This is a genomic window from Bradyrhizobium sp. SZCCHNS2022, assembly GCF_032377575.1.
Lineage (GTDB): Bacteria > Pseudomonadota > Alphaproteobacteria > Rhizobiales > Xanthobacteraceae > Bradyrhizobium > Bradyrhizobium aeschynomenes.
This window is the reverse complement of sequence record NZ_JAUHHZ010000001.1, coordinates 5,617,090-5,628,247: the sequence shown is the minus strand read 5'-3', so window position 1 is coordinate 5,628,247 and position 11,158 is coordinate 5,617,090. Positions and strand designations below refer to the sequence as shown.

10 protein-coding genes are annotated in these 11,158 nt (G+C 65.6%); 7 read left to right on the top strand and 3 right to left on the bottom strand.

What is annotated here, in order from left to right:
* Positions 1–3 precede the first annotated feature (3 nt).
* On the top strand, positions 4–1,134 hold the full coding sequence (locus QXZ94_RS25105; protein WP_315722893.1) for an ABC transporter permease: 1,131 nt from the start codon (positions 4–6) through the stop codon (positions 1,132–1,134).
* A gap of 74 nt (positions 1,135–1,208) precedes the next feature.
* On the opposite strand, the gene QXZ94_RS25100 is transcribed toward QXZ94_RS25105, so the two are convergent.
* Positions 1,209–2,030, bottom strand: coding sequence for a porin family protein (locus tag QXZ94_RS25100; protein ID WP_315722891.1), 822 nt, complete (start codon positions 2,028–2,030; stop codon positions 1,209–1,211).
* 346 nt (positions 2,031–2,376) lie between these two features.
* Here QXZ94_RS25100 and QXZ94_RS25095 point away from each other — a divergent pair, with 346 nt between their 5' ends.
* Positions 2,377–2,634, top strand: coding sequence for a hypothetical protein (locus QXZ94_RS25095; RefSeq protein ID WP_315722889.1), 258 nt, complete (start codon positions 2,377–2,379; stop codon positions 2,632–2,634).
* Between the two features lie 734 nt (positions 2,635–3,368).
* Entirely contained in the window at positions 3,369–4,730 is a 1,362-nt protein-coding gene (locus tag QXZ94_RS25090) for a UDP-N-acetylglucosamine-peptide N-acetylglucosaminyltransferase (RefSeq protein WP_315722887.1), read from the top strand.
* Positions 4,731–4,773: 43 nt separating this feature from the next.
* Here QXZ94_RS25090 and QXZ94_RS25085 read toward each other — a convergent pair whose 3' ends face one another.
* Together QXZ94_RS25085 and QXZ94_RS25080 are read right to left on the bottom strand one after the other, a co-directional pair.
* Positions 4,774–5,331 (bottom strand): hypothetical protein, encoded by a 558-nt coding sequence (locus QXZ94_RS25085; protein WP_315722885.1) that lies wholly within the window; start codon positions 5,329–5,331, stop codon positions 4,774–4,776.
* Positions 5,332–5,415: 84 nt separating this feature from the next.
* Entirely contained in the window at positions 5,416–7,005 is a 1,590-nt protein-coding gene (locus QXZ94_RS25080; protein ID WP_172110493.1) for an ATP-binding protein, read from the bottom strand.
* Positions 7,006–7,297: 292 nt separating this feature from the next.
* On the opposite strand from QXZ94_RS25080, the gene QXZ94_RS25075 reads away from it, so the two are divergent.
* From QXZ94_RS25075 to QXZ94_RS25060, 4 genes are all read left to right on the top strand, one after another.
* Complete coding sequence (locus tag QXZ94_RS25075; protein WP_315722881.1) at positions 7,298–7,759, top strand: nuclear transport factor 2 family protein; 462 nt, start codon at positions 7,298–7,300, stop codon at positions 7,757–7,759.
* Positions 7,760–7,772: 13 nt separating this feature from the next.
* A complete protein-coding gene (locus tag QXZ94_RS25070; protein WP_315722879.1) occupies positions 7,773–8,336 on the top strand; it encodes a TetR/AcrR family transcriptional regulator in 564 nt (187 codons plus the stop codon).
* A 124-nt stretch (positions 8,337–8,460) separates the two neighbouring features.
* Positions 8,461–9,474 carry a formamidase gene (locus QXZ94_RS25065; protein WP_315722877.1) on the top strand — a complete coding sequence of 338 codons (1,014 nt, stop codon included), beginning with the start codon at positions 8,461–8,463 and terminating at the stop codon, positions 9,472–9,474.
* A gap of 263 nt (positions 9,475–9,737) precedes the next feature.
* The gene (locus QXZ94_RS25060) at positions 9,738–10,934 is read left to right on the top strand and encodes an acyl-CoA dehydrogenase family protein (RefSeq protein WP_315722875.1); all 1,197 of its coding nucleotides are present in this window, start codon (positions 9,738–9,740) and stop codon (positions 10,932–10,934) included.
* Positions 10,935–11,158 lie beyond the last annotated feature (224 nt).

Genomic DNA, 11,158 nt, shown 5'->3' with positions numbered 1-11,158 from the left:
GCCATGCGGCATTCGCTCTCCAATATCTTCTGGCTCGGCACCAAGGAGCTGCGCAGCCTGTTCGGCGACGTCGTGCTGATCGGCCTCGTCATCTATTCGTTCACGGTGGCCGTGGTCAGCGAGGCCCAGAGCAATTCGCAGGAGCTCCATCACGCCTCGCTCGGCGTGGTCGACGAGGACCATTCCGAGCTGTCGCGCCGGATCATCAGCGCGTTCATGCTGCCGTATTTTCAGACCCCCGTGTACATCAAGGAAAGCCAGATCGAGACTTTGATGAACAGCGGCCGCTTCACGTTCGTGCTCGACATTCCGCCGAACTTCCAGCGCGACGTGCTGGCGGGGCACCGGCCGGCGCTGCAGGTCAACGTCGATGCCACGGCGATGATCCAGGCCGGCCTCGGGGCCGGCTATGCGCTGCAGATCATCAATGCCGAGGTGGTGGGCTATCTGGCGCGGTCCAACCCCTCGGAGACCTCCCCGGTCGAGCTGGTCACGCGCATCGCGTTCAATCCGAACATCACGACGGCGTGGTTCGAGAGCGTGATGGGCATCATCAACAACGTGACGATGCTGGCCATCATCCTGGCCGGCGCAGCGCTGGTCCGCGAGCGCGAGCATGGCACCATGGATCATCTGCTGGTGATGCCGCTGTCGCCGTTCGAGATCGCGATGTCGAAGATCTGGGCCAATGCGCTCGTCATCGCCGTCACCGTCGCGGTGGCGCTCTACGCGGTCGTGCAGGGATTTCTCCGCGTTCCGATCACGGGCTCGATTCCGCTGTTCATGGGAGGGGTCGTGCTCTATTTGTTCTTCGCCACCGCGGTCGGCCTCTTCCTCGGTACGATCGCGCGATCGATGCCGCAGCTCGGCCTCCTCTACATCCTGGTGGCCGTGCCGATGAACCTGCTCTCCGGCGGCGCGACGCCGGTGGAGAGCCAGCCGGTGTGGCTCTCGACGATCATGAAGGCCTCGCCGTCGACGCATTTCGTCTCGTTCGCGCAGGCCATTCTGTATCGCGGCGCCGGCATCGACGTAGTGTGGCCGCAATTCGCCGCCGTTGCCGGCATCGGCGCCCTGTTCCTGGCGCTGACCTTGTGGCGCTTCCGCGCCGCGGTTGGCGCCACCGGGGCGTAGGACGCGGCCTCCATGCGCCGAAAGCAAAAAAGCCTCAGCGAAGCTGAGGCTTTTGCGATGGATCTCGATCGCGATCAGTAGCGGGCGGCGACCGGGCTGCCGAACTTGTAGTTCACGCCGACGCGGGCGGTGTGGAACGTGAAGTCCTGCGACAGGCGCTCGACGTAGTTGGAGCCGGGGGGAGCGAAGGTGCTGCCCGGGACATAGGCGGAGGTGTAGTTGACGCTGCCGAGATCGGTGTAGAGATACTCGAACTTGACCGTCCAGTTCGGAGCGAAGGCATGCTCGACGCCGGCGCCGATCGTCCAGCCGACGCGGGTCTGGTCGACCGAGGCGGTCTTGGCGTAGCCGTTCCCCGAGGTCAGGTCCCAGCTGCCCTTGACGTTGCCGACGGCGAGACCGCCGGTGACGTAGAGCAGGGTGGTATCGATCGCGTAGCCGGCGCGGCCGCGCAGGGTCATGAACCAGTCGTTGCGGATGCTCTCGTTGAACGTGCGCGTCGTCGGCGGATTGGCGGCCGTATAGATCGTCCGCTTGCTCATGCCCGAGCCGTTGAAATCGGCCTCGATGCCGAACACGCTGGGGCCGGTCTGCCAGTTATAGCCGGCCTGCAGGCCGCCGATCACGCCAGCCGGATTGAGACGGTTGTTGCTGATGCTCACGAACTGATTCTGGAAAGCCGCACCTTCGACGGCCCAGCTGCTGGTCTGGTCCAGCGTCGTGCCGAGGTTCGAGCGGCCCCAGCCGTAACCGATATTGCCGCCGAAATAGCCGCCGGTCCAATTGTAGATAGCGGCCGGAGGCGGCGCCTTGGTGTAGCGGGCGGGCATGTCGGCGGCGAAGGCACTGAGCGAGCTCGCGACGAGCAGAGCGGCGGCGGAGGCAAGCGTCTTCATGGTCACAATCCTCAATGAAAATCAGCAACGTTCGGACATACTCTTCTCACATCTTGGGCCGCCCGGCTGTAGTTCAACTACAACACTCGCGATCGTAAGTGTCTGTGACCACGTCACTTTCCAGCGGTTGTGCGCTTAACCTTAAGTGCTTGTAAATTCGCAGGGACCCGCAAGGGTGTGGTCGACTGATACCGTCCTGCGCACGAGATCTGGACAATTCGACGCACCTCATTAGTCAACCATTCGCCAACCATCCCGATGCGCCGCCTCGCGCGCTAACGATTTGGCAAAGCGCGCGCGTGCACTTTCAGCGTGTCCTGAGGGGGACGGAGAGGGGAGAGCAATCATGACGATGAATGGGGAAGCGGTTCTCGAGAACGTGCGGCGCTATCGTACCGTCGCCTCCTTGTACCGGCAGACTGCGGCATTTCGTCCGCACCAGCGCGAGTCGCTGCTGGCGCAGGCGGCGGAGTGGGAGAGCCGCGCCGTCGCCGAGCTGGAAGCCTATTTCGTCGCGCGCCAGGCCCCTTCGCAGTCGCCGGCCAACATGAACTATCACGTTCCCTCCTATACGCCGTCATCCTGGCAGATGGCCGCCGCGTAGTTAGCCGCACAACGGCCATTCGGTCCCGCGGCGCGATCTGCGTCCGAGTTGTGTTCACACTGGACCCTCTGCGAGCGAGAGGGGCAGGGAAGACCAGGCACCGACCGGTGCCCGTGGCCCCCGTGCGTGAAGAATGCACGGGGCAGGAACCACAGGTTCGGCCGGCAATCCCGGCCTTCCCCGCGCGATGGGCTACGGCTTATACGTGCTCTCCTCGGTGCACCGGGCTTTCTGGCCACCGTATCGCGACGACGCGCTTTCGCGCATTGCGCGGGACACCAGCTTCGGGGTGTCAGGACCACACGACTTCACCGTCCGCAACGAGCCGTTCGTCGGCACGTCCAAGGGACATGCTGCGACCCGTCGCGGCCATCGCTCCCCGCCTCGCGTGTCGTGACGACCGCGATACGCCCTCTGCCCGAGGCGGTATGGGCGCAGGAGACATCAAATTCTGTAAAAGCGAAAGCGAATTATTTCCGCGTCGCCATCTGGACAGAGGTCATAGGCTTGAACCGGCGTCCGAAATCGGCATTCCGGCGCATGCGATTCCGTGCACGTTACGGCCATCGCTGCGGCTGGGACGATGCCCGCGCCCGCCCGACGGGCGACTCACTCCGCGACGGTCGTGCTGGCCAGCGAGGGGGGCGCCAGCGCCGCTCCACATCGGCTGTCGTTCGCAGTCTGGCGCGGGACTTGCTGTGCCTGATGGCAGCCTCCGGCATGGATGGACGTGAATGAGAGCGCTCGGCCGTGACCGCAGCATGTGCGCCTGGGATGATTTCGCCCAGGCGTCGATCGACGCCCGACTGTCGCTGGAGCAGGCCCGATCAGGTCAGATTCCGCCATTTCTGCTGCTGTCCGTCCCCGGACTGAGCGCGGGCGAGCATCGCGTCTGTTCGGAGCTTTGGACCCGCGATCGCGTCGCTGCGAGCCGCGCGGAAAGGACGCGGCTGGATTTTCGCTTCGACCTGACAATCCGCGACAAGCTTCGTGTCGGATACCTTTCAAACGACTTCCACGACCACGCCACCGCGCATCTGCTCATCGAAACGCTCGAGGCGAATGACCGTGCGCGGTGCGAGCTGCATGCCTTCTCGTTCGGTGCCGACGACCACGGGCTCATGCGGGGCCGGCTCAATGACGCTTTCGACGGCTTCCACGACGTCACAGCGCTCAGCGACAGCGCCGCCGCGTCTGCGGTTCATGCTGCGCAGATCGACATTCTCGTCGACCTCAAGGGTTACACGCGCGGTGCCCGGACCGGCATTCTGATGCTGCGTCCGGCGCCCGTTCAGGTGAACTTTCTCGGTTATCCGGGAACGCTGGGCGGCGGCATCTGCGACTACATCATCACCGATCCGTTCATGACGCCGCCGGCGGCGGCAGCCGATTATTCGGAAAGCTTCGCCTACATGCCGCACTCCTACCAGCCGCATGGCCGGGCGACGCTCGGTCCGCCGCCCAGCCGCGCCGAGGCCGGCCTGCCGGACGGCGCCTTCGCGTTCTGCTGCTTCAATCAGGCCTACAAGCTGACGCCGGCGGTGTTCGATCTGTGGTGCCGTCTGCTCGATGCGATACCGGACAGCGTGTTGTGGCTGCTGGCATCCGACCAGGCTGAGGGCAATCTGCGTGGCGAGGCCTTGCGCCGGGGCGTGACGCCGGGCCGCCTGGTGTTCGCGCCCGAAATGACTCAGAGCGAGCATCTCCGGCGGCTCCAGCTCGCCGATCTCGTGCTGGACACGGCTCCCTATGGCGCTCACACCACGGCCAGCGATGCGCTCTGGGCCGGCGTGCCGGTCGTCAGCTGCGCCGGGGAGACATTTGCCTCCCGGGTCGCCGGCAGCCTGTTGCACGCGGTGGGACTGCCCGAACTGATTGCCGCCGACGAAGCCGATTATCTCGCGGTCGCGCTGACGCTGGCGGCCGAGCCCGACCTGCTGCGGGCGGCCAAAGCCAAGCTTCAGCGCAACCGGCTGGTCGCTCCGTTGTTCGACGCCGCCGGCTATGCCCGATCGCTGCAGGACCTCTACGATCAGATGTGGCAGCGCTGCCGCAGCGGCGTTGCGGCAGGTCCGATCTGGGCGTCCAGGTCGTGAGCGAGACCGGAGGGGCTGACGCAGCGGAGGCGGTGCGCTGCGCTCAACGCGCCGTCATGCGTGCTGCGAGAATGCCGATCAAGGCTGTCAGCGCGCCGACACTGGTCGCATTGATCGCGACCAGCGAAGCATATTGGGAGTCTGCGACTCTCATCACCGGCGCACCAAGCCGGGAATCGATCAGCAGATAAGACACGAACGGCAGCGCCAGCAGCGGCAAAGACCGGATGCGCTCGTCGGGACGAAACAACAGCGCCGCGAGCAGCGTGCAGGGCAGCAGGAACAGCTCGACGCCGCTCTGCATGCCGAACAGCTTGACTGAGAACACCGTGTTGGCCGTCCCCGTCAGCACCATCAGGGCACGGCCGGCGAACGGATTGCGCCGCGCCAGAACCGGAACGGCGGCGAAGAAAGGCGTGGTGAGCAGGGTCAGCCACGCCGGCCACGCCGCTGCGCCGGCGATGGCATGGAGGTAGAGCGGGTAGAACGGCTGGTTGGAGACGATGACCACCGCCACCTTGGCGGCGATGTCGGACTGCGGATCATCGGCCGAGGCATAGGCCTGGACGGCGGCCATCCAGCATCCGAGCGTCCTCTGCATTCACTGCCTCACTCATTCCACCGCGTCGTCTCCGGTCTGAAACGTGCGCACCTGCAGACCGGATCATGCGCTGCGCATTGCGGGTCACGCGTTCAGCGCGGTCCGGATCATGCGGGCGAGATCGGCGCTCTGGTACGGCTTGGTCAGCAGCAGCACGCCGGCGTCGAGCCGGCCGTGATGGACGATGGCGTTCTCCGTATAGCCGGACGTGTACAGCACCTTCAGGTTCGGGCGCCGCTTCAGGGCCTCGATCGCAAGCTGGCGGCCGTTCATGCCGCCGGGCATGATGATGTCGGTGAACAGCAGATCGATCCGCGCGGGGCTGTCGATCAGCGCCAGCGCCTCGTCGGCCTTGCTGGCGGCCAGGGTGGTGTAGCCGAGCCGCTTGATCTGGGCGATGACGTATTCGCGCACCAGGGAATCGTCCTCCACGATCAGGATCGATTCGTCGCCGCGCTCCATCCCGGCCGTGCTCATGGCCGAGAGCGCGGCGTCGGCATCGGCATTGGCCTGCGGCAGATACAGCTTGACCGAGGTGCCGTGCCCCGGCTCGCTGTAGATCTTGATATGCCCGTTGGATTGCTTGACGAAGCCGTAGACCATGCTCAGCCCGAGGCCGACGCCCTTGCCGACGTCCTTGGTGGTGAAGAACGGCTCGAACACCTTGTCGAGCAGGTTGGCGGGAATGCCCTCGCCGGTGTCGCTGACCGCGATCATGACGTAGTTGCCCGGGATCACCTCCGGATTCATGCGCGCGTAGGCCTCGTCGAGCAGCACGTTCTTGGTTTCCAGCGTCAGCTTGCCGCCCTCGGGCATCGCATCGCGCGCGTTCAAGGCGAGATTGAGGATCGCGGTCGACAGCTGGCTGGGGTCGATCATCGCCGGCGCGGAATCGTGGGCCAGCATGGATTCGATCTCGATCTGCTCGCCCAGCGTTCGCCGCAGCAGGCGGGCGGTGTCGACCACCATGCCGTTGATGTCGACGCTGCGCGGCTGCAGCGGCTGGCGCCGGGCGAAGGCGAGGAGGTGCTTCGTCAGGTCGGCGCCGCGCGCCGCAGCCGAGTTGATCAGGCTGGTGATCTGCACCAGCTGCGGACGGTCCTTCACCGCCTCGGCCAGGATCTCGATCGTGCCGGTGATCACGGTCAGGATGTTGTTGAAGTCATGCGCCACGCCGCCGGTGAGCTGGCCGATCGCCTCCATCTTCTGCGCCTGCCGCACCTGCGCCTCGGTGGCCTCGATCTCCTGGAAGCGCCTGACCATGGCTTCCGCGGTGCGGCGCTGCCGCGTCTCCTCCTCGAGCTGCGCATAGGCGTTCCGGAGCTCGGCGCGGGACGGCATGGTCAGCACCCGCGGCAGCATCAGCAGCAGCGCCGACGCGATGCCGACCGACATGAAGGCGAGCAAGCCCTTGGTGGCGGCCTCGAGGCTGTAGGCGGGCACCCAGATCGTGAGAACCTCGATCAGCCGCGTCAACCCGCAGACCGAGACCCACAGTGCGAACGCCCAGAAAATGTAGCTGAACTGAAAGTCGCGGCGGCGATAGACGATGTAGGCGAGCACGAAGGCGATGGCGAAGAACGCGAAGGAGATGAGGACGTCGGAGACCGCGTTCACCCAGATCAGTTCAGGCGTCCACAGCAGGCACTCGCCATGCGGCGTGAGCATCGACATGTCCGAAAATCCCCAAAACGTATCGCCGACCACGGACCGTGTCGCCCCCGCGGCCCCGGTTGGTTCCCTTAGCAGATCATCGAATTTCCGTTGAGCACACAAGGGTGCTGACCCTCGCGAGCTGCAGATTGGTAGTGCTGCACCGTGCTGCATAGTCCGGCTGGATCATCATGGCCAGGCGCCCGGGCCGCGTACCGGAACCGCATTCCAAGCTGCGCAACTTGACTCCATGTATCGATTAGTGTACCGATAGGTACAGAGTAGTCAAAGTGGTACATAAGGAGACTTTGCGATGTCCGTTCTCGCCCCGCCCTTCACCCTGCAGACCGCCATTCAGAAGGTGCGCCTTGCGGAAGATGGCTGGAACAGCCGTAACCCGGAGCGGGTATCGCTGGTCTACACGCCCGACAGCCGCTGGCGGAACCGGGCGGAGTTCGTCACCGGCCGCGCCGAGATCGTCGCCTTCCTCACCCGCAAATGGGCCAAGGAGCTCGACTATCGCCTGATCAAGGAGATCTGGGCGTTCACCGACGAGCGGATTGCGGTGCGTTTCGCCTATGAGTGGCATGACGACAGCGGCAACTGGTTCCGGTCCTACGGCAACGAGAACTGGGAGTTCGATTCGCAGGGCCTGATGCAGCGTCGCTATGCCTGCATCAACGACCTGCCGATCAAGGAGAGCGAGCGCAAGTTTCACTGGCCGCTGGGCCGGCGCCCGGACGATCATCCGGGGCTGAGCGATCTGGGACTGTGAAGCAGGGCGCGCCATGCGGACGCTCAACGAGCGCGCCGATGTCATCCCGCTGATCGCCGAGGTGTTCCGCGAGTTCGGCTTCGAGGGGACATCGCTCAGCCGCATCACCGAGAAGACCGGGCTCGGCAAGGGCAGCCTGTATCACTTCTTCCCTGGCGGGAAGGAGGAGATGGCGCGCGCCGTGCTCGCGCATGTCGATGCCTGGTTCGAGCGCGAGATCTATGCGCCGCTGCGCGATGGCGCGCCGGAGCCCTCGATTGCGCGGATGTGGCATGGCGTCGACGACTACTTCCGCTCCGGCCGCCGCGTCTGCCTCGTCGGCGCCTTCGCGCTCGACGGGACGCGCGATCGTTTCGCCGCCGCCATCGCCGACTACTTCATCCGCTGGATCGTGGCTCTGCGTGAAGCGCTGCAGCGCGACGGTTGGGATGCCGGTGCGGCCGGGGACGCGGCCGAGGAGGTGGTGCTCGGCATCCAGGGGGCGTTGGTGCTGGCGCGCGCGACCCAGGACGAGGCCGTGTTCGGCCGCGCGCTGGCCCGGTTCCGGCGGCGCCTGCAGCAGCCGCCTGCGATCTGACGAAGCCGGTCGTCCCGGTTGCCTGCGCACGCGGCAGCGGGCGGGCTGAAATATCGGCGCGCGGCCCGTGTGAAATCATGATTGTCTTGGCCAAAAGCAGCGGCGACTCCCAGGGAGGTCCGGCATGAATGGGTTAGGCGGTCTCAACAAGTCCGACCACGGCGTGGTCATCGGGTTGGTGCAGCTCCAGCTTCCCGTCGTCGTCACCAAGGACGACCTCGCGCGGCAGACCGAGAAGATCGTCTGGATGGTCGGCAAGGCCCGGCGCAATCTCGGCACCATGGATCTCGTGGTGTTCCCGGAATATTCGCTGCACGGGCTGTCGATGGACACCAATCCCGAGATCATGTGCCGGCTCGACGGGCCGGAGGTCGCCGCCTTCAAGCAGGCCTGCATCGACAACAGGATCTGGGGCTGCTTCTCCATCATGGAGTTCAATCCGGACGGCAACCCCTACAATTCCGGCCTGATCATCGACAACAACGGCGATATCAAGCTGTATTATCGCAAGCTGCATCCGTGGATTCCGGTCGAGCCGTGGGAGCCGGGCGACCTCGGCATTCCCGTCATCGAGGGACCGCGCGGCGCCAAGATCGCGCTCATCATCTGCCATGACGGCATGTTCCCGGAGATGGCGCGGGAATGCGCCTACAAGGGTGCCGAGATCATGATCCGCACCGCGGGCTATACTGCGCCGATCCGCGACAGCTGGCGCTTCACCAACCAGGCCAATGCATTCCAGAACCTGATGGTGACGGCCAATGTCTGCATGTGCGGCTCGGACGGCTCGTTCGATTCCATGGGCGAGGGCATGATCGTCAATTTCGACGGCAGCATTCTCGCGCACGGCACCACCGGCCGCCCCGACGAGATCATCACCGCCGAGGTGCGTCCCGACCTCGTGCGCGAGGCGCGCATCAATTGGGGCGTCGAGAACAACATCTATCAGCTCTGGCATCGCGGCTACGTCGCGGTGAAGGGCGGCGCGATGGATTGTCCGTACACCTTCATGCACGACATGGTCGCCGGCACCTACCGGCTGCCGTGGGAGGATCAGGTCAAGGTCACCGACGGCACCTCCTGCGGCTTCCCGGCGCCGACCCGCGTGTTCGGGAAGATCGCCAAGGCGGCGGAGTGAGCGGCGCAGGTCGACGCTGCACATAGCAAGAGCATGTTGCTGGTGCAGATCTGGACGAACGTCGGCGCGGCGATGTCGGTGTGCTCCCTCTCCCCGTTCTTCACGGGGAGAGGGTTGGGGTGAGGGGCCGCCGCACGCACCAGCTGTGCGGAGGGCCCCTTGCGCGATGCAATGACCCTGCTCTTGTGGGACGACCTGCAGCTTGACACGGCGATCGTCCGCCAATTATTTTATGCTTAAAATAATTGGCGGGCAGGTCCATCATGAGTGCAACGGCGAAGGTGATCCCGCGCGACTGGCTGGACTGGCCGTTCTTCGAGCCGAAGCATCGCGCGCTGTGCGAACGGCTCGACCGTTTCGTCGGCTCGGGCGTTCTCGACGACGTCGATCATGGCGATGTCGACAAGGCCTGCCGCAAGATCGTGCGTGCGCTCGGTTCGGCGGGCTTGCTCGACAGCGCCGTCGTGGCGCCCGACGCCGATGCCGCCGCGATCGACTCGCGCGCGATCTGCCTGTCGCGTGAAACGCTCGCTTATGCCGACGGCCTCGCCGACTTCGCCTTCGCCATGCAGGGCCTTGGCTCCGGCGCCATCGCGCTCGGCGGCTCGCCCGAGCTGCGCGCCAGCGTGCTGCCCAAGGTACGCGCCGGCGAATGGCTCGCCGCTTTCGCGTTGTCCGAGAAGGAGGCGGGCTCCGACGTCGCCGCGATGGCCTGCGCGGCGCGGCTGGACGGCGATGCCTACGTGCTCGACGGCGAGAAGACCTGGATCTCCAACGGCGGCATCGCCGACGTCTACACGCTGTTCGCCCGCACCGGCGAGGCGCCCGGCGCCCGCGGCATCTCCGCCTTCGTCGTGTTCCCCGACGATCCCGGATTCTCGGTCGCCGAGCGCATCGAGGTGATCGCGCCGCATCCGCTGGCGACCTTGCGGCTGCAGCACTGCCGCATCCCGGCGAGCCGGCGGCTCGGCGCGCCCGGCGGCGGCTTCAAGCTGGCCATGCAGACGCTGGACATCTTCCGTGCCTCGGTCGCGGCCGCCGCCCTCGGCTTCGGCCGCCGCGCCCTCGACGAGGCGCAGGCGCATGCGCAGAGCCGCCAGATGTTCGGCGGCGCGCTGGCCGACCTGCAGATGACCCAGGCCGCGTTCGGCGAGATGGCGACCGACACCGATGCCGCCGCGCTGCTGACCTACCGCGCCGCCTGGCGCCGTGACGTCCAGAAGCTGCCGACCACACGCGAGGCCGCCATGGCCAAGCTAACCGCGACCGAGACCGCGCAGCGCGTCATCGACCGCGCCCTGCAGATGTTCGGCGGCCGCGGCGTCCGCAAGGGCGAGATCGTCGAGAGCCTCTACCGCGAGATCCGCGCCCTGCGCATCTACGAGGGCGCGACGGAGGTGCAGAAGCTGATCGTCGCCCGCGAGTTTCTGAAGTCGCGAGCGGGGGTGGTGCGTGCGTGAAATATAGTGCGATCGATTTCCGAGGAGATCGCCATTCTCGTCTTTGCCGTATGACGGAAACTAACGTGTTGGTCTCAACGCAGAACGTGTCTGCTCGGGCTCCTAACTTGGTTATTGCGAAAGCCTATCGACCTCCTTCTTGAGGATGTCCACTTGCATTCTGGCGAACGCCGCGGCGCGCCAAAGCACCGCTGAGTTGATCTGCTTGCAAGATTCACGGTCGC

Bases quoted from the DNA above. Each gene is read 5' to 3' on its own strand.
- QXZ94_RS25105 (WP_315722893.1), top strand. From the start codon at position 4: ATGCGGCATTCGCTCTCCAATATCTTCTGGCTCGGCACCAAGGAGCTG.
- QXZ94_RS25100 (WP_315722891.1), bottom strand. From the start codon at position 2,030: ATGAAGACGCTTGCCTCCGCCGCCGCTCTGCTCGTCGCGAGCTCGCTC.
- QXZ94_RS25095 (WP_315722889.1), top strand. From the start codon at position 2,377: ATGACGATGAATGGGGAAGCGGTTCTCGAGAACGTGCGGCGCTATCGT.
- QXZ94_RS25090 (WP_315722887.1), top strand. From the start codon at position 3,369: ATGAGAGCGCTCGGCCGTGACCGCAGCATGTGCGCCTGGGATGATTTC.
- QXZ94_RS25085 (WP_315722885.1), bottom strand. From the start codon at position 5,331: ATGCAGAGGACGCTCGGATGCTGGATGGCCGCCGTCCAGGCCTATGCC.
- QXZ94_RS25080 (WP_172110493.1), bottom strand. From the start codon at position 7,005: ATGTCGATGCTCACGCCGCATGGCGAGTGCCTGCTGTGGACGCCTGAA.
- QXZ94_RS25075 (WP_315722881.1), top strand. From the start codon at position 7,298: ATGTCCGTTCTCGCCCCGCCCTTCACCCTGCAGACCGCCATTCAGAAG.
- QXZ94_RS25070 (WP_315722879.1), top strand. From the start codon at position 7,773: ATGCGGACGCTCAACGAGCGCGCCGATGTCATCCCGCTGATCGCCGAG.
- QXZ94_RS25065 (WP_315722877.1), top strand. From the start codon at position 8,461: ATGAATGGGTTAGGCGGTCTCAACAAGTCCGACCACGGCGTGGTCATC.
- QXZ94_RS25060 (WP_315722875.1), top strand. From the start codon at position 9,738: ATGAGTGCAACGGCGAAGGTGATCCCGCGCGACTGGCTGGACTGGCCG.